The following is a 20,159-nucleotide window of genomic DNA, read 5'->3' as shown; positions in this document are numbered from 1 at the left end:
GCTTTAGAATGGCCGACTTTCCCATTGGCCAGGACTTGCAACATGGCACGTAAAGAGTTTGCCCACCACGAAGCCGTTTCCGCCTTGGTGCGAGAAGAAGAGGGTGGCTACAGCGCTGCCATTGCCGTCAAGGCACTGGATGGCATGGGCGCACCGCGCTTTCACAAGGTCCTTGATGGACAAACGTTCAAGACCGCTGACGACGCCGACGATGCGGCTGCCGCGCAATTGGTGCGGCTGGTGGATGTGGACGAAGAGGGTCAGTTGACCTGGTCAACAGCCGCCAACTAAACAACACCGCCGATCCAAATGTGGGAGCGGGCTTGCTCGCGAATGCAGAGCGTCAGTCACTGGAAATATTGACTGATCCACCGCTTTCGCGAGCAAGCCCGCTCCCACATTTTTATTGCATTCCAATCAGCGCGCAGTGGCGCCTGGACGATACATCTTGAACAGTGCCTCCGGCCCCAACTGGAAGTAATCCGCCGGGCCACCGCCACGCAATATCGGCTCGGCGGCGGCGGTGTCGTAAATCCCATCCTTGAGCAGCCACTTGGCGATGTGCACGGCAACGACCTCGCCGAGCACCAGCCAGCTTGGCACCAACTGCTTGTCGGCGCGCTGCAGCTGAATAATCTGCGTCACCTTGCATTCGAACGACACCGGGCTCTCGCCCACACGCGGCACGCCGACGATTTTCGAGGCCACCGGCGTCAGGCCGGACAGTTCGAACTCATTCACCTGCGGCGCTACCGCTGCGCAACTCTGGTTCATCTGCTCGGCCAGCGGGCGAGTGGCCAGGTTCCACACAAACTCGCCGGTCTGCTCGATGTTGTTCAGGCTGTCTTTGCGCCCGACGCTGGAAAACCCAATGATCGGCGGGATGTAGTTGAACGCATTGAAGAAACTGTAGGGCGCCAGGTTCAGACGGCCTTCGCTGTCGTGGGAGGAAATCCAGCCGATGGGCCGTGGGCCGACGATGGCATTGAACGGGTCGTGTGGCAGGCCGTGGCCATTGGCGGGTTCGTAAAAATGGATATCGTCAGACATGGCCGGGGTTCCTGCTGTTGGGTTCGGTGAAGGCGCCATACTGCAATTCATGGCGGCGAATTTCCATCGGCTGTATGGAATTTTCATTTAGTGCCCACCTATTTTTCACAGCGCCACGTTCAGTCTGCGCGCCAGGTCGACACCCCTCTAAGTCGGCCCATTGAAAGACTGAGCTTCGGAGCCTTCTGCACCATGAACAAACTTCCTCAGATCACCCTGGCGTTCTGGGTCATGAAAATCTGCGCAACGACCCTGGGCGAAACCGCCGGGGATTTGCTGTCGATGACCCTGAATGTCGGGTACGCCATCAGCTCGATGATCCTGATCAGTGTGTTTCTCGTCACCCTGGTGACACAGCTCTGGTCGAAAACCTACAACCCGGTGCTGTACTGGATCGTGATTCTGTCCACCAGCACGGCGGGCACCACGATGTCGGATTTCATGGACCGTACCCTGGGCCTTGGCTATGCGACGGGCTCGATGATCCTGATCGCGATCCTGATGATCATCTTTGCCCTGTGGCATGTCAGCGGTGATTCGCTGAACGTGAACAAGGTCCAGACTTTTCGGGGCGAACTGTTTTATTGGATGGCGATTCTGTTCTCGAACACCTTGGGCACCGCGTTGGGCGACTTCCTCGCGGATGATTCCGGGTTGGGTTTCGCTGGCGGCGCTTTGCTGATCGGCTCGGCTATTGCGGTGGTAGTGGCACTCAAATACTTCACCAAAATCTCCTCGGTGCTGTTGTTCTGGGTGGCGTTTGTATTGACCCGGCCGTTTGGTGCGACCCTGGGCGACTTCCTCACCAAACCTCATGAAAAGGGTGGGCTGGATTTCGGCACCATCGGTTCATCGGCGGTGTTGGCGGCGGTACTGGTGGTGATGATTGCCGGGGCGTCGTATGCGCAGCGCCGGTATGGTCGTCAGCAGTCCGTAGAGCTGACCTGACACTGTTTAAGAAACCCTACGCAACGAAATGTGGGAGCGGGCTTGCTCGCGAATGCAGGGTTTCAGTCAACGGACATACTGACTGATCCACCGCGTTCGCGAGCAATCCCGCTCCCACATTTTTTACTGCGCCCAGCCTTTAGTCCGTGGTAATCCGCGAATGCTTGCGGGTGTCTTTCATGGTCACGTAGACCACCAGCGACACCGCGATACACGCGGTCACATACCAGTAGTAACCGGTCTCCATGCCAATGCTCTTGAACCACAGTGCGATGTATTCAGCGGTGCCGCCGAAAATCGAAACGGTCAGTGCATACGGCAGGCCCACGCCCAGGGCGCGGATTTCCGTAGGGAACAGCTCGGCTTTTACCACCGCATTGATCGAGGTGTAGCCGCTGACAATGATCAGCGCTGCCATGATCAGAAAGAACGCGCCCCACCAGCTTTGGATGGTGTGCAGGGTGGTGAGGATCGGCACGGTGAACAGCGTGCCGAGGATACCGAACGCGATCAGGATCGGCCGCCGGCCGACTTTGTCGGACAGCCCGCCGACCAGGGGTTGCAGGCACATGAACAGAAACAGCGTGGCGGCTGAAATGGTGGTGGAGTCGGAGATGCTCATGCCGACGGTGTTCACCAGGTATTTCTGCATGTAGGTGGTGTAGGTGTAGAACGCCAGGGTGCCGCCCATGGTCAGGCCGACCACGGTCAACACTTCCTTGGGGTGGCGCATCAAGGTGCGCATCGCGCTTTCCTTGGCTTTTTCCTTTTTGGTGAACGACTCGGTTTCTTCCATGCCGCGACGCAAGAACAGCGCGACCACTGCGCACAAGGCGCCGATGGCGAACGGGATGCGCCAGCCCCAGGCATACAGCTGCTCGGTGGTCAGGGTTTGTTGCAGAATGATCAATACGGCCAGGGCGATGAGCTGGCCGGAGATCAGGGTCACGTACTGGAAGCTGGAGAAGAAACCGCGACGTTCCTTGGTCGCCATTTCACTCAAATAGGTGGCCGAGGTGCCGTACTCGCCGCCGACCGACAGGCCTTGCAGCAAGCGTGCGAACACCAGCATGATCGGTGCGCCGATGCCGATGGTGTCGTAGCCCGGGGTCAATGCGATCAGCAGCGAGCCGAAGCACATCAGCAATACCGAGGCCATCAGTGCGGCCTTGCGGCCCTTGTAGTCGGCGTAGAGGCCCATCAGCCAGCCACCGATCGGGCGCATGATGAAGCCCACGGCAAAGATGGCGGCGGTGTTCATCAACTGGGCGGTGGAAGAACCGGCGGGGAAGAAGGCTTTGGCGAAGTACAGCGAGAAGGCGGCGTAGACGTACCAGTCATACCACTCGACCATGTTGCCGACGGAGCCGCTGAAGATCGATTTGATCCGGCTGGACGTACTGCGTTCTTTTGCCGGCGCAGCCGCCGACCCCAGAGGCAAGGTGTTGGAGTTATCCATTGAAGGATCCTTCATCTAATTGTTTTTGTGGAGCGGCGCGAGCGCAGCCTGGTTCGGGCTATAGCAGGAGCTGTGCCAAATAGTTGAAGGCCCGGTTTAGAAGGGTTTGAAGAATTTTCTGAGCGGAAAGTCGCTGATAGTTTGAGGGTGATGAGCGAAAATCCGCTTATGGCTCTACTGGCTCCTTCGCGAGCAAGCCCGCTCCCACATTCGATCCCATTCCAACTGGAGGGATGCGGTCGAATGGGGGAGCGGGCTTGCTCGCGAAGGCGTCCTGCCAGGCAATAAAAAATTCAGCCTACAGAAACGTATCCCGCACCAACCCATGCCGCTGCATCTTTTCATTGAGGGTTCGACGCGGCAGTTGCAACTCGGCCAGCACCGCCTTGATATCGCCTTTGTGCCGAACCAGCGCCGCTTTCAGGCAATGAGCCTCGAAGGCTTCCTGCTGCGCTGCCAGGGATTGCCCCGCTTCGATACCATCCGGCTCCGGTTCGCCAAGGCCCAGCACCTGGCGTTCGGCGACGTTGGCCAACTCACGCACATTGCCCGGCCAGTCATGGCTGAGCAGGCGCCCCAGTTGCGCGCCGCTCAAGGGTTCTGCGCTGCGGCCCAGGCGCTCGGCGGCGCTGTGTGCAAAGTGCTCGAACAGTAGCGGAATATCTTCACGGCGCTCGCGCAACGGCGGCAGGCGCAGTTGCGCGACGTTCAGTCGGTAGGCCAAATCTTCGCGAAAACGCCCGGCGCGGGCCTCTTCGAGCAGGTCGGGCTTGTTGGCGGCGATGATGCGCAAGTCCACGTGAATACTTTGATTGGAGCCCAGACGCTCGAGTTTCTGTTCCTGCAACACGCGCAACAGTTTCACCTGCTGGGCCAACGGCATGCTTTCGATTTCATCGAGAAACAGTGTGCCGCCATGGGCGTACTCCAGCTTGCCGATGCGCCTGCCCTGGGCGCCGGTGAACGCGCCGCTTTCGTGGCCGAACAGCTCGGCCTCAAACAACTGCTCGGGGATCGCTGCACAGTTGAGCGCGACAAACGGCTTTTTCGCGCGCGGGCCAAAATCATGCAGGCAGCGGGCGACCAATTCCTTGCCGCTGCCGGTCTCGCCACGAATCAACACGTTGACGGGCAAGCTGGCCAGATCAAGTACCTGGCGCCGCAGGTTCTGTAAACTCCGGGACACGCCCAGCAGGCTGGATTCCAGCTGCGCCCGATGGTCGGCCTGTTGATGCAGGCGGCGGTTTTCCAGGATCAGCCCGCGCTTGTCCAGCGCGCGACGCAGGCTGTTGAGCAAGGCATCCGGGCTGAAGGGTTTTTCCAGAAAGTCGTAGGCACCGTCGCGCATGGCTTCCACAGCCATCGGCACGTCGCCATGGCCGGTGAGCAATATCACCGGCAAGTCGGCATCGCGTCGTTGCACTTCGGCCAACAGCTCCAGGCCGCTGAGCCCCGGCATGCGCACGTCGCTCAAGATCACCCCGGGGAAATCCTTGGGCAATTGCGCCAGGCATTCTTCAGCGCGGCTGAACAACTGCACGTCAAACCCCGACAGGCTCAGCCATTGCTCGACGGCCGTGCGAATGCTGGCTTCGTCATCGACCACAATCACCGCGTTCAACATAGCTCAGGCGTCTCCAGCACAATCGGCAAGGTCAGGGTAAACACCGCACCGTCGCCACGGTTGCCGGCGAGCAGGCGACCGCCGAGTTCGTGCACGATGGCATAGGAAACCGCCAGCCCGAGGCCGAGCCCATCCCCCACGGGTTTGGTCGTAAAGAACGGATCGAAGACACTGTTCAAGTGCTCTTCGGCAATCCCGCCGCCGCTGTCGCTGACGGTCAATTGCCAGAGTTGCTGGTCGGCGTGCAGGCGGATTTCCAGGCGTTTGCGCGGTTTGTCCGCCATGGCGTCGAGGGCGTTGCGCAACAGATTGATCAGTACCTGCTCCAGGCGGATAGCATCGCCGCGGACCCAGGCAGGGCGGGTCAGGTCCAGCACCACGCCGATGGCCTCATCGCGCAACCGCGCGTCGAGCAGGTGCAAGGATTGGTCGACGACTGTCGCCAGGTCCAACCTTTCGCGCAGGCCGCTGGGGCTTTTACGGGCGAACGTCTTGAGGTGGCCGGTGAGTGCGGCCATGCGCGTGAGCATGTCGTCCAGCGGGGTGAGCGCCTTGTAGGCATCGTCCACGCGGCCATGGTCCAGCAGCAGCCGCAAGGTCGCCAACTGCATGCGCTGGGCGGTCAGTGGCTGGTTGATTTCATGGGCGAGGGCGGCGGACATCTGGCCCAGTGCCGCCAGCTTGGCTGATTGCACCAGGCCATCTTGCGCCGTGCGCAGGGCCTGAGTGCGCTCCTCGACAAGCTGTTCGAGCTCTTCGCGGCTGCGTTGGCGCAAGCGGGCTAGGCGCCAGCGTTGAGTCAGGAACAGCACCAGGAACACCAGCGCCAGCCAGGAGCCGGCAGCCGCAAGCCCGGCATTGCGTTGGTCTTCAAAGGCGAACTGCGGCTTGCGCAACAGGTGCAAGGTCCAGCCTTCGGCCTTCAGCGGCAGGGATTCCCAGATGTAGTTGGCGCTGCCGTCGGGGCCGTTGACGCGCATCAGGTGGCTGTTCTCGTCGAAGCGCTGCAACGTCTGGGTGTCCAGCGGCCGCAGTTGTTTTTTGTCGTATTGGCGGGTGGCTTTGAGTTCAGTGAGGTCGCTGGCCGACAACGGACGCAAGTTGCGGTAACGCCAGCCCGGTTGATTGGCGATAAACACGATGCCGCGCGCGTCGCTGACCAGCAGCAGGTCATTGCCTTGGGCCCATTCGCGTTCGAGTTCGGGAAACTCCAGCTTCACCACCATAGCGCCGAGGAACTGTTCGTGTTCATCGACCACCGCGCTGGAGAGGAAGTAGCCCGGAATGCCTGTGGTTACCCCCACCGCATAAAAACGCCCGGTGCCCTGGCTCAGGGTCTGGCTGAAATAAGGCCGAAACGCGTAGTTGTGCCCGACATAACTGCTGGGCAGGTTCCAGTTACTGGCCGCCACGGCCAGGCCGGTGCGGTCCATCAGCTCCAGGGTGGAGGATTGCGCGGCACCGTTGATGCGCGCCAGCTTGCGGTTAAGCAGGTCCTGGGTGGTGGCATCCAGCGGGCCTTTCAAGGCGCTGATCATTTCCGAGTCCAGTGCCAGTACGGCGGGCAGGGCGCGGTAGCGTTCGATCAGGGTGTGCAGGGAGTTTGCGTACAGCGCCAGCTGTTGGTTGGCGCGAGCGGCGTCATCCACCAGGGCCTGGCGCTCGGCATGGCGGGTGGCCAAGGCGGCGGCCAGCACCGCACCGGCGATGATCAACAGTGAGTAGAAGGTCAGGCGCAGGGGGCGTGGGATCACGATCATACGGTGATGGGCAGGCACAGTAAGGGGTGAGCACCATAGCATGGGCTGCTTGGATCTTGTGGCATGCAGGCTTGTGTGGGAGCTGGCTTGCCTGCGATGGCATCACCTCGGGGTCACTGAAAAACCGATGTGCCTGCATCGCAGGCAAGCCAGCTCCCACATGATCGTGTTTGTCATTGCAACATTGCCAGTCATAAAAAAGGCGACTGGGCCATGGGGCCGCAGTCGCCTTTATCCTTGCGAGGGAAGTGCTTACTGCACCTCTACCGCCAAGCTTTCACTGATCTTTTTCTGCCAGATGGCAGGACCGGTGATGTGGACGGATTCGCCCTTGCTGTCCACCGCTACGGTGACCGGCATGTCTTTCACGTCGAACTCGTAGATCGCTTCCATGCCCAGTTCGGCAAACGCGACCACGCGCGACTTCTTGATGGCTTGCGCCACCAGGTAAGCGGCGCCGCCAACGGCCATCAGGTACACGGCTTTGTGGTCCTTGATCGCTTCGATGGCGGTCGGGCCGCGCTCGGATTTGCCGATCATGCCCAGCAGGCCGGTTTGCTCGAGGATCTGACGGGTGAACTTGTCCATCCGCGTCGCGGTGGTCGGGCCTGCCGGGCCAACCACTTCTTCGCGCACCGGATCAACCGGGCCGACGTAGTAGATGAAGCGACCCTTGAGGTCCACCGGCAAGGTTTCACCCTTGTTGAGCATCTCGACCATGCGCTTGTGCGCAGCGTCGCGGCCGGTGAGCATCTTGCCGTTGAGCAAGACGGTTTCGCCCGGCTTCCAGCTCTGCACGTCTTCCGGGGTCAGGGTGTCGAGGTTGACGCGACGGGCCGACGGGCCGGCTTCCCAGACGATTTCCGGGTAAGCGTCCAGCGGTGGCGCTTCCAGCGACGCCGGGCCCGAACCGTCGAGCACGAAGTGCGCGTGACGGGTGGCGGCGCAGTTGGGGATCATGCACACCGGCAGCGAGGCTGCGTGGGTCGGGTAGTCCATGATTTTTACGTCGAGCACGGTGGTCAGGCCACCCAGGCCCTGGGCACCGATGCCCAGTTGGTTGACCTTCTCGAACAGCTCCAGGCGCATCTCTTCGATACGGTTCTGCGGGCCGCGCTTTTTCAGCTCGTGGATGTCGATGGATTCCATCAACACTTCCTTGGCCATCACGGCGGCTTTCTCGGCGGTGCCGCCGATGCCGATGCCCAGCATGCCCGGTGGGCACCAGCCGGCGCCCATGGTCGGAACGGTCTTGAGCACCCAGTCGACGATCGAGTCGGACGGGTTGAGCATGGCCATTTTCGACTTGTTCTCGGAACCACCACCTTTAGCGGCCACGTCCACTTCCACGGTGTTACCCGGGACGATGGAGTAGTGGATGACTGCAGGGGTGTTGTCCTTGGTGTTTTTACGCGCGCCAGCCGGGTCGGCCAGGATGGATGCGCGCAGGACGTTTTCCGGCAGGTTGTAGGCCTGGCGCACGCCTTGGTTGATCATGTCGTCCAGGCTCATCGTGGCGCCATCCCAGCGCACGTCCATGCCTACACGTACAAATACGGTGACGATACCGGTGTCCTGGCAGATCGGGCGATGGCCGGTGGCACACATGCGCGAGTTGATCAGGATCTGCGCGATGGAGTCACGGGCTGCCGGGGATTCTTCGCGCAGGTAGGCTTCGTGCATCGCCTGGATGAAGTCAACGGGGTGGTAGTAGGAAATGAATTGCAGGGCGTCGGCAACGCTCTGAATCAGGTCGTCTTGCTTGATCACGGTCATGAGTCGCGCTCCTCTATAAGACGGGAACATTCAATAAAGGTGGCTTCAGTGGGGTACATCGGTCGGCTGAAGTCACCTTTCCAAGGCACGCCGAGTGCAGCAGGCGCGACGCTAAAAAGGCGCGGCAGTATAACCCGGCGCGGTGGCCGATACACCCGACTATGGTCAAACTGTGTCGGGCGTGATTCCCTGTACGCAGCCCCTTCTGATTGAGACCTTATATGCCTGAACTGCGTGTCGGCGAACGCCACTGGTCGGTCGCCACCGGCAGCAACCTGCTGGATGCCTTGAATACGGCGGGTGTGGCTGTGCCTTACAGTTGCCGGGCGGGCAGTTGCCATGCGTGTCTGGTGCGGTGCCGGGGTGAGGTCGAAGACAAGCAACCCGATGCCCTTACCCCGGCGCAACGCCAGGATGGCTGGCGGTTGGCCTGCCAGTGCCAGGTCATCGCAGATGTGCAGGTCGACGCGTTTGATCCGCTGCGTGACGGTTTGCCGGCCAAGGTGGTGGGTGTTGATTGGTTAAATGTGAATGTGCTGCGCCTGCGCCTGCAACCGGAGCGTGGCCTTCGCTACCGGGCCGGCCAGCATCTGGTGGTGTGGGCGGGGCAGGTGGCGCGTCCGTATTCGTTGGCGAGCTTGCCCCAGGAAGATGCATTTCTAGAGTTTCATCTCGATTGCCGTCAGCCCGGCCAGTTCAGCGATATCGCCCGGCAGTTGCAGGTAGGCGACGTGTTGCAGTTGGGCGAGTTAAGGGGAGGGGCATTGCACTACGATCCCGACTGGCAATCGCGGCCGCTATGGCTGTTGGCGTCCGGCACGGGCCTGGGCCCTTTGTGGGGTGTGTTGCGTGAGGCGTTGCGCCAGGATCATCAGGGCGCTATTCGCGTGATTCACCTGGCCCATGATGGCGAGGCGCATTATTTGGCTGAGCCCCTCGCGCAGCTGGCTGCGCAGCATCCGAACCTGACGGTTGAGCTGTGGACCTCGGCTGAGCTGGACCCGGTATTGGCGCAACTGCGGCTTGTTTCGCGGCAAACTCTGGCCTTACTCTGCGGGCACCCCGTCAGCGTAGAGGCGTTTTCCAAGCGCCTGTTCCTGGCCGGGCTGCCGCGCAATCAACTGCTGGCCGATGTGTTCCTGCCTCGTGGTTGAGCGCTGAATTCTACAGCCGCGAGATTCGCCATGACTGACGCCATCCTGCTGCAACGCGAACGCGGGCTGCTGACCTTGCAGCTCAATCGTCCCGACAAGAAAAACGCCCTGACGCGCGCCATGTACACGCAACTGGCCGAGGCGCTGGAACAGGCTGATGCGGACTCAGGCGTCAGTGCCGTGTTGATCCAGGGCAGTAGCGACTGCTTCACGGCCGGCAACGATATTGCCGACTTCCTCGAACAGCCGCCCAGTGACCTCGACAGCCCACCGTTCCACTTCATGAAAAGCCTGCTCAACTGCCGCAAACCGGTCATTGCCGCTGTAGCGGGCGCGGCAGTCGGTATCGGCACGACCCTGCTGCTGCATTGCGACCTGGTGTATATCAGTCGCGATGCACGCTTGCGCATGCCATTCGTTAATTTGGGGTTGTGCCCCGAGTTTGGCTCAAGTCTGATCCTGCCGCGTCTGTTGGGGCATGCGAAAGCGGCAGAATTGTTGCTGCTAGGCGAAGGTTTTACGGGCGAGCAGGCGGCGGCATGGGGGATTGCGACCGAGGCGTTGGGCAGCGGCAAAGCGGCGTTGGCCAAAGCGCGAGAGATTGCCGAGCGCTTTGAAACCCTGGCGCCAGGGGCGGTGCAGGTCAGCAAACACCTGATGAAAAGTGTTGATCGCGAGCAGTTGCGGCAAGTGATCGAGGAAGAGGGGGCGTTGTTTACTCAGCGCTTGAAATCGCCGGAAGCGATTGCGGCGTTGTCGGCCTTTATTTCTCGGCGATGAATGTGCGTTGACGGGGCCGACGTATTCGCGAGCAAGCCCGCTCCCACATTCGACCGAGCTCCTTCAGGGGTGTACGCAGTAAAATGTGAGAGCTGGCTTGCCTGCGATGAGGCCCTCTAATTTAACCCGTCACCCTGCCTTGAAATGCAAAAAGCCCCGCCATTCACATGGCGGGGCTTTTGTTTTTCAGCGTGTCACTCAGACCATTGGGTCGCCAACGTGCAGGATTTTCATGCCGTTGGTGCCGCCGATGGTGTGGTAGCTGTCGCCCTTGGTCAGGATGACCCAGTCGCCTTTTTCCACAACGCCACGTTTAAGCAGTTCGTCGATAGCCGCCTGGCTGACTTGGTTTGGCGGCAGGGATGCCGGGTCAAACGGGACGGTGTACACGCCACGGAACATGGCCGCGCGGGCCTGGGTTTCGCGGTGCGGGGAGAACGCGTAGATCGGGATCGAGGAACGGATGCGCGACATGATCAACGGCGTGTAGCCACTTTCGGTCAAGGCGATGATCGCTTTAACGCCCGGGAAGTGGTTGGCGGTGTACATGGCTGCCAGCGCGATGCTCTGGTCGCAGCTTTCGAACACTTTGCCGATACGGTGGCTGGAGGTCTTGCTGGTCGGGTGCTTTTCGGCACCGACGCAGATACGCGCCATCGCCTGGACGGCTTCGAGCGGGTACGGGCCGGCAGCACTTTCAGCCGAGAGCATCACGGCGTCGGTGTAGTCGAGCACGGCGTTGGCCACGTCAGACACTTCGGCACGGGTTGGCATCGGGTTCTGGATCATCGACTCCATCATCTGGGTCGCCACGATCACCGCTTTATTGTGGCGGCGTGCGTGCAGGATGATCTTCTTCTGGATACCGATCAGCTCGGCGTCACCGATTTCCACGCCCAGGTCGCCACGGGCAACCATGACTGCGTCGGACGCCTTGATCAGGCCGTCGAGGGTTTCGTCATTGGCCACGGCTTCGGCGCGTTCGATCTTCGCCACCAGCCAAGCGGTGCCGCCGGCTTCGTCGCGCAGTTTACGGGCGTATTCCATGTCGGCGGCGTCGCGCGGGAAGGACACGGCGAGGTAGTCCACTTCCATTTCGGCGGCGAGCTTGATGTCGGCCTTGTCTTTTTCAGTCAGGGCTGGCGCCGTCAGGCCACCGCCGCGGCGGTTGATGCCTTTGTGGTCGGACAGCGGACCACCGATGATCACGGTGCAGTTCAGTTCGGTGGGGGTCGCTGTGTCGACGCGCATGACCACGCGACCGTCGTCCAGCAGCAGTTCGTCACCGACACCGCAATCCTTGACCAGGTCCGGGTAGTCGATACCTACGACGTCCTGGTTGCCTTCGGTCAGCGAATGGCTGGTGGAGAAGTTGAACTTGTCACCGATCTTCAGTTCGATTCGCTTGTTGGCGAATTTGGCGATACGGATTTTCGGGCCTTGCAGGTCACCCAGCAATGCCACGAAGCGGCCGTGCTTGGCGGCCAAGTCACGCACCAGCTTGGCGCGAGCCTTGTGCTCGTCCGGGGTGCCGTGGGAGAAGTTCAGACGGGCAACGTCCAAACCAGCCAGAATCAGCTGTTCGAGGACTTCCGGCGAGTTACTGGCCGGGCCAAGGGTGGCGACGATTTTGGTACGACGGACGGACATGCACAGACTCCTGAGTTCAAGCGCTGGGGAAGGCTACTATGCTCTTTGGTTGTAGTCATTGTTCGTTTGCACTACTTATCGATGATTCGCTTGTTTTCGCTCCAATCGAATAGACGAACATCCTTGAAGATTTTCGACGAGGGGTCGATACACTGCACAAGACAGGAGAACCCCATGCGAATTTTGCTCATTGCTGCCTTGGCCGTCAGTGTCGTCGGCTGTACCCGCTGGTCGATGGACCATCATTTGAACAATGCTTACCGTGCCTATGGGGTGGGTGATTGCGAGCGCGTTACCCTGGAGTTGTCCCAGGTAGACCGCGAGAGCCGTACCCGTCGCTATGTGCAACCGGAAGTCTCGATGTTGCGCGGGCAATGCCTGGAACGGCAAAAATTGTTTGTCGATGCGGTGCAAACCTACCAGTTCATCATCAATCAGTACCCGTCCAGCGAGTATGCCTACCGTGCCCGTGCCCGGCTCGACACCCTGCAGCAACTGGGACATTACTCCGGCGCGAGCGTTGCGCAACCACGCCCGGCGTCACTTTGATGATATTTGTCATTCTATAGCTCGCCCGGCGCCAGTCTTGAGCTATTCTTTGAGTGTTCGTTTGTACAAGGTTATGTTCAAACGAATGGAATGCTTGGGGTTGGCAGCTGTAGAGCGACAAAGCGCATGCTGTAGTCGCGCTGATCCCCAGGGAGAGCGGGCCCTATCGCCCGTTCCGAATCACTGGCGCGGCCAGACTCATGGCCAATGGATGGCGATTTCAACATGTTTACCGACCGACGGATTGAGCGGCACCAGTTGTCATGTTTCCTGAAAGTGTTCAACCGGCTTACGGACAAGCCTATTGGCTACTTGGGTAACGTGTCCAAAGACGGGCTGATGTTGATCAGCCAATTACCCATGATGGTCGATGTGGCGTTTGAGCTGCGTTTGAAAATTCCTACAGCTGACGGTGATTTCCAGGCAATTGACCTCACCGCAACCTGCTTATGGAGCCATGAAGACGTCAACCCGCAACACTATGACTCAGGGTTCAGTGTGGTCGAAGCGCCCGAGGCATATGAGCAATTGATCAATGCCCTGTGGCATTACTTCAGTTTTGATCCTTTGCAGGCTTCCGCCTAGACATTGCGCGCTGTCGCCCCGGCCCGGGTGTGATTAACCAGGCCGTGGTGGTGCGCATGTTTCACAATACGCCCGCTTTTTTCCAGCCCAAATAACGCGTCACCAAGGCCGCTCCAAGCCCTGAGGGCAGCGTATCCAGTACCGACAAGCCGTGCGCGCTCAAGCGCTCATGCAGATCGTTTCTTTTATTGAGGTAGTCGATGGTGCCGCTGTAGGCCAGCGCTTCGGGCAAGGTTTGCACGGGGGATTGGCGCAGTTGGTCGAGCACGTCTTCCCGCAGGCTGGCGACCAGTACCCGGTGTTGCCGACCGATGCGTTTAACCGCCGTCAGCAGTTCTTCATCGTCTTCATCCCGTAGATTGGTGACCACAATGACGAGCGCCCTGCGTTTTTGTCGGGCCAGTAACTGGCTGGCGGCGGCTTGGTAGTCGGCGGTGCGGCGGGTGGTGTCGAGGTCGTATACGGCATTGAGCAACAGGTTCAGTTGGCCGGTGCCCTTGACGGGCGCCAGGTAGCGGGGCTGGTCACAGGCAAAAGTGCATAGCCCCACCGCGTCGCCTTGGCGCAAGGCGACATAGCTGAGCAGCAAACACGCATTGAGGGCGTGATCGAAGTGAGAGAGTTCTGCGTCCTGGCTGCGCATGCGCCGGCCACAATCAAGCATGAACACAATTTGCTGGTCGCGCTCGTCCTGATATTCCCGGGCGATTGGCGTGCGCTGGCGCGCGGTGGCTTTCCAGTCGATCTGCCGCAGGCTGTCGCCTTCGCGAAACTCGCGTAACTGATGAAACTCCAGCCCGAGCCCTCGCCGCTGGCGTTGACGTATGCCCAGTTGGCTCAACCAATTGTCCACCCCCAATAACTGTGCGCCATACAGATGGGCGAAATCCGGGTAAACACGGGTCGTATCGCGGGCCTCAACCAGACGCCTCGCGGACCAGAGCCCCAAGGGGCTGGGCAGGTGAATCTCACAACGGCTGAAACTGAAGTGCCCGCGTCGTAAGGGGCGCAGGCGATAGCCCAGTTCGCTGCTTAGACCGGGGCGCAGTTCGATGGATTGGGGCATGTTCTCCATGCTCAGGCCGTCAGGCGCATGGTCGAATACCTGTACCGTCAGCGGCTGTGGGTAATCGTGTTCGAGCGTCAGACGCACATCGCCCCAACGACCCAGGGCCAGGCTACCTGGCATCTGCCGCCGCACGCGAGCACACGGCAGGCGGCTTAAGCGCAAGGCGTCCAGCAGCGCCAGTAGAAACAGCGCAAGCAGCAGGCCCCAAGCCACCGAATACAGGGTGTCGGGCACCTTGAACTGTAAGGCCGCAGCGGCACCCAGCAGGGTGTTCAAACCCAGCAGTACGCCGAGCCAGATCAGCAGCAGACGAGTCGGCTTCATGGACGGGTCATTGCCGAGGTGCCGGAATCTGGTCCAGCAACTGCTTGAGCACCTGGTCCACTTCCAATCCGTCGATGTCCAGTTCGGGAGCGATACGAACCCGGTGGCGCAGCACCGCCAACGCGCAGCCCTTGATATCGTCTGGAGTGACGAACGCGCCCCCGCGCAGCAAAGCACGGGCGCGGGCGCCGCGTACCAGGGCGATGGAGGCGCGAGGGCCTGCACCGATGGTCAGCCCCGGCCAGCTGCGAGTAGCCCTGGCCAGGCGTACGGCATAGTCGAGTACGTGTTCATCCAGTGCCAGTTCGCAGGCAATCCGCTGTAACTGCAGCACATCCTCGGCTTGCAGCACGGTGCGTAATGGCTGCACGTCCAGCATATCGGCCCGGGATGAGCGCGTTACTTCGCGCACCATATCCAGTTCCTGCTGTGAATCGGGGTAGTCCATGCGCACTTTGAACATGAACCGATCCAACTCGGCCTCGGGCAGCGGGTAGGTGCCTTCCTGTTCAATGGGGTTTTGCGTCGCCAGCACCATGAAGGGTTGGCCGATGGGCAGTGCCTCACCTTCAAGGGTGACTTGACGCTCCTGCATGGCTTCAAGCAGGGCGGCCTGAGTCTTGGCCGGGGCGCGGTTGATTTCGTCGGCCAGCAACAGGTGAGTGAACAGCGGCCCCTTGCGCAGCTTGAATTGTTCGGTGTGCAGGTCGTACACGGCGTGACCGGTGACATCGCTGGGCATCAGGTCCGGCGTGAACTGGATGCGTGCGAAATCGCCACCGAAACAACGGGCCAGCGCGCGCACCAGCAGCGTTTTACCAAGGCCGGGTACGCCTTCAAGCAGTACATGGCCGCCTGCGATCAGTGCGGTGAGCACGTCGTCGATCACCTGATCCTGGCCAATCACTGCCTTGCGCAGTTCAACGCGCAGGGCCTGTGCCTGTTGGCTGGCGTGTTGAAGGCTTTCGGCAGTCTGGTCAGTGGCCGTTGGAAAATCGCTCATAGGGCGTTCCTCAGAGTTTGCAGGCATGCTACTTCCCGGCTGAAATCGGCGCTGGAGAGCCGTTTTGCCGGGAGTGGGCCGAGGGCCTGGCGGATGACGTGGGAGGGTTGGCGCGTCAGGCGTTCAAGTACCTGCCACTGTTCAGCGGTTTCGAGGTGTTCAAAGCCTGGGTGGCGACGCCTTGCAGCACGCTGGACATCACCCTGTAACGCTTGCAACAGCGTGCCTTGGCCACTGCGTCGCAGCAGGAAGTCGGCACTGGCCTTCAAGTGTTCCTGTAACTGCCGGCGTGCTTTGGGTGCTGGTGTACGGATTGGCCCTTGGCGCATACCGGCCTGCCAGAGTGCCAGGGCAATCAGCGCGATGAGCGCCACCAGGGCCTGGGGAAAGTTGCGTATCAACAGGGTCAGTAGATTGTCCACATCGCTGTTGAACAGCAAGGTTACGTCCGTGCCCTGGTTGAGGTACCACAACAGCCAGGCGTTATCGTGTTTGCCGATACTCGGGGTTTTCCACAGATCGCTGTCGGTCACAACCGTTACGGTGCCGTGCCCGAAGTTGCGTTGCATCAAATGGCTGGACCTGGCGCTGTTGGCGGAAAACTGCGCCAGGTGCTTGGGATCGGTGAGGCTGAAGTCGGTATCGAAGCTGAAGTAGGCCGGTGCAGTTTCATTGTCGACATACAGTTTGGTCAGGTCCGGCGCTGTCTTTCTGCGCGAGGAGGTAGGTTCGTCAGCGGCCTCACTCAATGTTTGGTGGATGTTCAACCGATCAAGCAGCAGGTCGCCGCTGTTGCCTGTCTCTTCATCCCATAGCGCTTCGGCGACCAGCAGCAAGTGGCCACCGGATTTTGCCCAGTCCAGCAATTGGTCCACCTGGCGTGGCGTCATGTTGCTGCGCTCACCCAGCAGCAACAAGCTGTGCCCTTTGGCTGGCAGGTCGGCAAGCCTTTCAAGACTGTTGGCATGCTCCACTGCAAGGCCTTGCTGGCGTAGAAAGTATTCGGCCGCCAGGTAGGTGTTTGCCATGACTTGCGGCGACGGGCCACGGTCGACTACCTCGTCGTAGGGCGTTGCGATATGCCAAACATAAAGGCCTCCGGCTCCCAGCAAACATACCAGCAGCAGGCCGACCCACAGCATTGGCCGGTTCATTGGGTGGCTCCCGGGCTGAAGAGGGCACGCCAATCGCGACACAGTTGCTGTTGTACCCAGGTGGGGGGAAGACGGTGGCCATAGGCGAGGTTTTGCCAGTGGTGAGTCAGTTCATCGCTGAAGGCCAGTAGCTGCGGTTGTTGCAGTTGATGAACGCGTTCCAGGACCTGGCCTTCGGTGTCCGCGCTTTTCAGAGGCAGGTTGAAGTCGTGCAGCAGTCGGTTGAGCAGGCCGCGATACAACAGGCCAAGGGCTTCCCTTGGTTGGGTAAGCCATAGCTCTTCGGCAGCGCTGGCGACGTCCTCAGGCAAGGTGTCGGTGCCCAGCTCCAGGCCGAATAAGTGTGTGGGTGCCGGTTTGGCAACGTTGGGTTTGAGTGACCCGCGTCGGCTGACAAAGGTGCGCAGCCAGTCGCGATAGTGCCAGACCAATAGCGCCACGCAGCCCGCGAGCAGGCTCCATAACAGTATTTCCAGGCCAAAGGCTGCGTGTTTGAAAGTATTGCTGTTGAAGGTGTCCAGCAGCGACTGAAGCCAGGCCGGAAGCTTGCCGTCACCGCGCGCCTTGTGTTTCGCAGTGAGAGGGTCATCGCCAAAACGGTAACGGGTGACGGTTTCCCGATTTTTGAACGGGGGAGTGTCCAGCAGCGTCTTGATCGATTGGCTGGCGGCCTGGGTCGTGACCTGCCTGGGAGATTCCGGGGCGTCGGCCATGGCAGGGCGGCTGAACGGTAGAAGCATCAACCCGGCCATCAGCAGCAACGGTACGATACTGCTCAGGCGTTGGCGCATCCGGCGGAACACCAATTCCAGGTCCCAGGCCTCCAATACAGTGCGGCGGTTGAGGTACAGGCTGAAACCGCATGCGACATAGATGGGTTCCCAGAACACCAGGATCAACGCGTAAAAGGCGTTGCCCAAATGCTCCAGCCACAACCCCTCTGAACCGGTTGCCAGTGCCAGCCGTTGCCAGTCCCAATCCAGTTCCAGTTGTTGCGGAATGAATAGATAGAACAGTGCCATGCAACCGAACCAAAGGCCTATTTCCAAATGCACCCCGATGGTGGTCAGCCAGCGTGCAGCACCGGCGTTGCGCTGCAGGAGCACTCCTAAGCGTCTTTGGCGGGCTTGGCCGTCCAGGCCTTCGAGTTGGCTCACCGGCATCACAAAGCTGCGACTCAGGCTGAATCGCCTCCAGGTCAGGCTGGCCAGCAGTTGACCTTTGAGCAGGCGCGGCCAATGGCGTACTGCCTGCTTGAGGCTGGGTGTCTCGCCAAACAAGGCCGCTGACAGGATGTACAACGGTAGCCGGTCAAAGGCCGGTTTTAGCCACCAGAACAAAAACATGGCCGTGGAAGGGTAATTCCACAGCAGGGCGGTCAGCACAATGAAGATCGGCAGGGTCACCATTGCCCAACTGGTCATCAATAGCAGGCGATGTTCCCGAGCCATTAATACGCCCAGGTCCATGGCTTCCCAGGGAGTGCGAGGTCGAATCACCACGCTGGCATCACTCAGGCGCATGGTGAGTCCGTCCGGCAAGGGTCAGGTAAGCGGCCATCAGCAGCCACAGCCCTGCGCCTGTCAGGTATTTGATCCAGGGGGCGATTGTGCTGGAAGAAGACCAGTAGGCTTCAATAAATGCCGCTATCAACAGGAATAACATGACCCCGCAGAGCATCTGCACGCTCTTGCGTGCCGCCAGGCGCAGAGATTCGCCGCGTGTCAGTTGCCCGGGGGCGATCAATGCCCAGCCCATCTGCAGACCTGACGCGCCGGCCAGCGCAATGGCACTGAGCTCGAAAGCACCATGGCCGATGACAAATGACCAGAAGGTCTGGCCATAGCCGATCTCTGTGAGGTGCCCGGATACGGCGCCGATGATCAGGCCGTTGAAAATCAAAAAGAACACACTGCCCAGGCCGAACAGCAGGCCGGCGGCAAAGGTCTGGAAGGCAATACCGATGTTGTGCATCACGTAGTAGCCAAACATCATCCAGTCTTCACTGGATGCACGATCGGCGGCGCGCCCCAGGCGGCCGGCATCCGGGTCATACATGCTGTGCATCTCGGCCACTTGCTGGGGGCTGACGATGCTGTAGATCAGGTCTGGAAACAGGTAGACCAGCAACCCAACCCCGACCAGGCTGCCGAAGAACAGCAGGCTGGCGATCAAAACGAAGCGCCACTGTTCACGTACCAGACGAGGAAAGTCAGCCAGGACGAAGCCCAATACGTTCGCCCCCAATTGGCTCCGATGGCGGTACAGCTGTTGGTGGCCGCGTAGAGCCAGTTGTTGCAATGGGTCTATCAGGTAGCTGCTGTAGCCACGTTCCTGGGCCAGCGCGAGGTGCTGGCACACGCGTCGATAATGGTGTGGAAAGTCAGCCACTTCGCTGGCTTTGGTCTTGCCTTGCTCCAACTGCTTGAGTTGTTCGGCAAAGGCTTGCCACTGCGGCTGATGGCGGCTTTCGAACAGGCTCTGCTTCATGTCGGCCCCAGCAAGCCGCGAGCCACGCCATTGAGTTGCTCCACGGCGCGAGCTGGCGAGACCTGCAGCGGCGTTGCAAGGATGGAAGCGAGTTCCTGTACCCGCTCGGCGGAGAGCTCACTCTGGCGTTCGGCGAAGCCAAGGATGGCACGTTGCTCGCTGAGCTCCAGTGTAAAGGGCAGGCGCAGGGCGACGGCCTGAGGCACCTTGGGGCGAGCCAGTGGTTGTTCGCGGTAGATCACCAGCGTGCCGGCGGCAAGGTCGCCAAGCCGTTTGAAATGGGGGTGTTGCAGGCAACTGATGGCGCCGAGGAAGTAGCCGAAAGGCAGCATGTCGACAAAACGCAGCAGGTTGCGAATGAGTGAGGCGGACCAGCCAATGGGTGTGCCGTCATCCTGTACTACCCGCAACCCCATGACCTGCTTGCCCGGAGAGCAACCCTGGTTGAGTACCTCAAAGAGCACCATGTACCACCAACTGATCAGGAACAGCAGCAGCGAACCCAGGCCGAAACCGATATTGCCGAGCAGCGCCAGCGGTACGAGCAGGATGCCCATGACCAGGCCGCGCAAACCCAAATCGAAAGCAAAGGCCAGTGCACGTGGCATCAGCCCGGCCGGGCGCAAGGGCAAGTCTATGCCCTCCGGGGTCTCGATCTGGTAATGGGTATCCAATGGAACTGATGGCATCGCGATCCTTGGCAGTGCGTGCGGCTCGAATGCACGGATGCTAGCAGTGTCGACGGTGGAAGCAACCATTCAAGGTTTTGCTGGATATTTGTACA

General features: G+C 60.4%; 18 protein-coding genes. 6 read left to right on the top strand and 12 right to left on the bottom strand.

The features are described 5' to 3' along the window. Nucleotides 1-42 precede the first annotated feature (42 nt). Nucleotides 43-291, top strand: coding sequence for a hypothetical protein (locus ACDZ94_RS02160; protein WP_064453960.1), 249 nt, complete (start codon nt 43-45; stop codon nt 289-291). A 126-nt stretch (nt 292-417) separates the two neighbouring features. On the opposite strand, the gene ACDZ94_RS02155 is transcribed toward ACDZ94_RS02160, so the two are convergent. Then, on the bottom strand, nt 418-1,050 hold the full coding sequence (locus ACDZ94_RS02155; protein WP_064453959.1) for a flavin reductase family protein: 633 nt from the start codon (nt 1,048-1,050) through the stop codon (nt 418-420). A gap of 192 nt (nt 1,051-1,242) precedes the next feature. On the opposite strand from ACDZ94_RS02155, the gene ACDZ94_RS02150 reads away from it, so the two are divergent. Next, a complete protein-coding gene (locus tag ACDZ94_RS02150) occupies nt 1,243-1,998 on the top strand; it encodes a COG4705 family protein (RefSeq protein WP_064453958.1) in 756 nt (251 codons plus the stop codon). A 139-nt stretch (nt 1,999-2,137) separates the two neighbouring features. Here ACDZ94_RS02150 and ACDZ94_RS02145 read toward each other — a convergent pair whose 3' ends face one another. The 4 genes from ACDZ94_RS02145 to ACDZ94_RS02130 all read right to left on the bottom strand — a co-directional run bounded on the left by ACDZ94_RS02145 (nt 2,138) and on the right by ACDZ94_RS02130 (nt 8,617). After that, a complete protein-coding gene (locus ACDZ94_RS02145) occupies nt 2,138-3,457 on the bottom strand; it encodes an MFS transporter (protein ID WP_221295570.1) in 1,320 nt (439 codons plus the stop codon). Between the two features lie 298 nt (nt 3,458-3,755). Then, nucleotides 3,756-5,081 (bottom strand): sigma-54-dependent transcriptional regulator, encoded by a 1,326-nt coding sequence (locus ACDZ94_RS02140; protein WP_432751006.1) that lies wholly within the window; start codon nt 5,079-5,081, stop codon nt 3,756-3,758. Further along, nucleotides 5,075-6,841, bottom strand: a complete 1,767-nt coding sequence (locus ACDZ94_RS02135) for an ATP-binding protein (protein ID WP_064453955.1) — start codon at nt 6,839-6,841, stop codon at nt 5,075-5,077. Before ACDZ94_RS02135 ends, ACDZ94_RS02140 begins: the two co-directional genes overlap by 7 nt. A gap of 252 nt (nt 6,842-7,093) precedes the next feature. Continuing rightward, nucleotides 7,094-8,617: a fumarate hydratase gene (locus tag ACDZ94_RS02130; protein WP_064453954.1), complete on the bottom strand. Its 1,524-nt coding sequence runs from the start codon at nt 8,615-8,617 to the stop codon at nt 7,094-7,096. Nucleotides 8,618-8,838: 221 nt separating this feature from the next. Between ACDZ94_RS02130 and ACDZ94_RS02125 the strand changes: the two genes are divergently transcribed. Continuing rightward, nucleotides 8,839-9,771 (top strand): iron-sulfur-binding ferredoxin reductase, encoded by a 933-nt coding sequence (locus ACDZ94_RS02125; RefSeq protein WP_064453953.1) that lies wholly within the window; start codon nt 8,839-8,841, stop codon nt 9,769-9,771. 30 nt (nt 9,772-9,801) lie between these two features. Further along, nucleotides 9,802-10,551, top strand: coding sequence for an enoyl-CoA hydratase-related protein (locus tag ACDZ94_RS02120; RefSeq protein ID WP_064453952.1), 750 nt, complete (start codon nt 9,802-9,804; stop codon nt 10,549-10,551). Between the two features lie 198 nt (nt 10,552-10,749). On the opposite strand, the gene pyk is transcribed toward ACDZ94_RS02120, so the two are convergent. Then, on the bottom strand, nt 10,750-12,201 hold the full coding sequence (gene pyk, locus ACDZ94_RS02115; RefSeq protein ID WP_432751005.1) for a pyruvate kinase: 1,452 nt from the start codon (nt 12,199-12,201) through the stop codon (nt 10,750-10,752). 174 nt (nt 12,202-12,375) lie between these two features. Between pyk and ACDZ94_RS02110 the strand changes: the two genes are divergently transcribed. Both ACDZ94_RS02110 and ACDZ94_RS02105 read left to right on the top strand, forming a co-directional pair. Beyond that, nucleotides 12,376-12,750 carry a tetratricopeptide repeat protein gene (locus ACDZ94_RS02110; RefSeq protein WP_017139782.1) on the top strand — a complete coding sequence of 125 codons (375 nt, stop codon included), beginning with the start codon at nt 12,376-12,378 and terminating at the stop codon, nt 12,748-12,750. Between the two features lie 225 nt (nt 12,751-12,975). Next, nucleotides 12,976-13,335, top strand: a complete 360-nt coding sequence (locus tag ACDZ94_RS02105; RefSeq protein ID WP_064455007.1) for a PilZ domain-containing protein — start codon at nt 12,976-12,978, stop codon at nt 13,333-13,335. 61 nt (nt 13,336-13,396) lie between these two features. Here ACDZ94_RS02105 and ACDZ94_RS02100 read toward each other — a convergent pair whose 3' ends face one another. The 6 genes from ACDZ94_RS02100 to ACDZ94_RS02075 are packed head-to-tail and all read right to left on the bottom strand — an operon-like array spanning nt 13,397 to nt 20,064. Further along, nucleotides 13,397-14,728 (bottom strand): DUF58 domain-containing protein, encoded by a 1,332-nt coding sequence (locus ACDZ94_RS02100; protein WP_221295566.1) that lies wholly within the window; start codon nt 14,726-14,728, stop codon nt 13,397-13,399. Nucleotides 14,729-14,735: 7 nt separating this feature from the next. Continuing rightward, on the bottom strand, nt 14,736-15,731 hold the full coding sequence (locus ACDZ94_RS02095) for an AAA family ATPase (RefSeq protein WP_221295565.1): 996 nt from the start codon (nt 15,729-15,731) through the stop codon (nt 14,736-14,738). Next, nucleotides 15,728-16,885 carry a DUF4350 domain-containing protein gene (locus tag ACDZ94_RS02090; protein WP_432751004.1) on the bottom strand — a complete coding sequence of 386 codons (1,158 nt, stop codon included), beginning with the start codon at nt 16,883-16,885 and terminating at the stop codon, nt 15,728-15,730. Before ACDZ94_RS02090 ends, ACDZ94_RS02095 begins: the two co-directional genes overlap by 4 nt. Continuing rightward, on the bottom strand, nt 16,882-18,408 hold the full coding sequence (locus ACDZ94_RS02085) for a DUF4129 domain-containing protein (RefSeq protein ID WP_432751003.1): 1,527 nt from the start codon (nt 18,406-18,408) through the stop codon (nt 16,882-16,884). Before ACDZ94_RS02085 ends, ACDZ94_RS02090 begins: the two co-directional genes overlap by 4 nt. After that, nucleotides 18,395-19,375 (bottom strand): stage II sporulation protein M, encoded by a 981-nt coding sequence (locus tag ACDZ94_RS02080; RefSeq protein WP_407016240.1) that lies wholly within the window; start codon nt 19,373-19,375, stop codon nt 18,395-18,397. Before ACDZ94_RS02080 ends, ACDZ94_RS02085 begins: the two co-directional genes overlap by 14 nt. Then, nucleotides 19,372-20,064 (bottom strand): RDD family protein, encoded by a 693-nt coding sequence (locus ACDZ94_RS02075; protein ID WP_064453945.1) that lies wholly within the window; start codon nt 20,062-20,064, stop codon nt 19,372-19,374. The genes ACDZ94_RS02080 and ACDZ94_RS02075 overlap by 4 nt, the downstream gene beginning before the upstream one ends. Nucleotides 20,065-20,159 lie beyond the last annotated feature (95 nt).

The organism is Pseudomonas sp. UBT (assembly GCF_050915955.1).
GTDB classification, from domain to species: Bacteria; Pseudomonadota; Gammaproteobacteria; order Pseudomonadales; family Pseudomonadaceae; genus Aquipseudomonas; species Aquipseudomonas antarctica_A.
The sequence above is the reverse complement of the archived record's forward strand: the minus strand, read 5'-3'. Positions and strand labels throughout refer to the sequence as shown.

Bases quoted from the DNA above. Each gene is read 5' to 3' on its own strand.
- ACDZ94_RS02085 (WP_432751003.1), bottom strand. From the start codon at position 18,408: ATGCGCCTGAGTGATGCCAGCGTGGTGATTCGACCTCGCACTCCCTGG.
- ACDZ94_RS02135 (WP_064453955.1), bottom strand. From the start codon at position 6,841: ATGATCGTGATCCCACGCCCCCTGCGCCTGACCTTCTACTCACTGTTG.
- ACDZ94_RS02125 (WP_064453953.1), top strand. From the start codon at position 8,839: ATGCCTGAACTGCGTGTCGGCGAACGCCACTGGTCGGTCGCCACCGGC.
- ACDZ94_RS02095 (WP_221295565.1), bottom strand. From the start codon at position 15,731: ATGAGCGATTTTCCAACGGCCACTGACCAGACTGCCGAAAGCCTTCAA.
- ACDZ94_RS02140 (WP_432751006.1), bottom strand. From the start codon at position 5,081: ATGTTGAACGCGGTGATTGTGGTCGATGACGAAGCCAGCATTCGCACG.
- ACDZ94_RS02150 (WP_064453958.1), top strand. From the start codon at position 1,243: ATGAACAAACTTCCTCAGATCACCCTGGCGTTCTGGGTCATGAAAATC.
- ACDZ94_RS02105 (WP_064455007.1), top strand. From the start codon at position 12,976: ATGTTTACCGACCGACGGATTGAGCGGCACCAGTTGTCATGTTTCCTG.
- ACDZ94_RS02120 (WP_064453952.1), top strand. From the start codon at position 9,802: ATGACTGACGCCATCCTGCTGCAACGCGAACGCGGGCTGCTGACCTTG.
- ACDZ94_RS02080 (WP_407016240.1), bottom strand. From the start codon at position 19,375: ATGAAGCAGAGCCTGTTCGAAAGCCGCCATCAGCCGCAGTGGCAAGCC.
- ACDZ94_RS02110 (WP_017139782.1), top strand. From the start codon at position 12,376: ATGCGAATTTTGCTCATTGCTGCCTTGGCCGTCAGTGTCGTCGGCTGT.
- ACDZ94_RS02130 (WP_064453954.1), bottom strand. From the start codon at position 8,617: ATGACCGTGATCAAGCAAGACGACCTGATTCAGAGCGTTGCCGACGCC.
- ACDZ94_RS02100 (WP_221295566.1), bottom strand. From the start codon at position 14,728: ATGAAGCCGACTCGTCTGCTGCTGATCTGGCTCGGCGTACTGCTGGGT.
- ACDZ94_RS02160 (WP_064453960.1), top strand. From the start codon at position 43: ATGGCACGTAAAGAGTTTGCCCACCACGAAGCCGTTTCCGCCTTGGTG.
- pyk (WP_432751005.1), bottom strand. From the start codon at position 12,201: ATGTCCGTCCGTCGTACCAAAATCGTCGCCACCCTTGGCCCGGCCAGT.
- ACDZ94_RS02090 (WP_432751004.1), bottom strand. From the start codon at position 16,885: ATGAACCGGCCAATGCTGTGGGTCGGCCTGCTGCTGGTATGTTTGCTG.
- ACDZ94_RS02145 (WP_221295570.1), bottom strand. From the start codon at position 3,457: ATGGATAACTCCAACACCTTGCCTCTGGGGTCGGCGGCTGCGCCGGCA.
- ACDZ94_RS02155 (WP_064453959.1), bottom strand. From the start codon at position 1,050: ATGTCTGACGATATCCATTTTTACGAACCCGCCAATGGCCACGGCCTG.
- ACDZ94_RS02075 (WP_064453945.1), bottom strand. From the start codon at position 20,064: ATGCCATCAGTTCCATTGGATACCCATTACCAGATCGAGACCCCGGAG.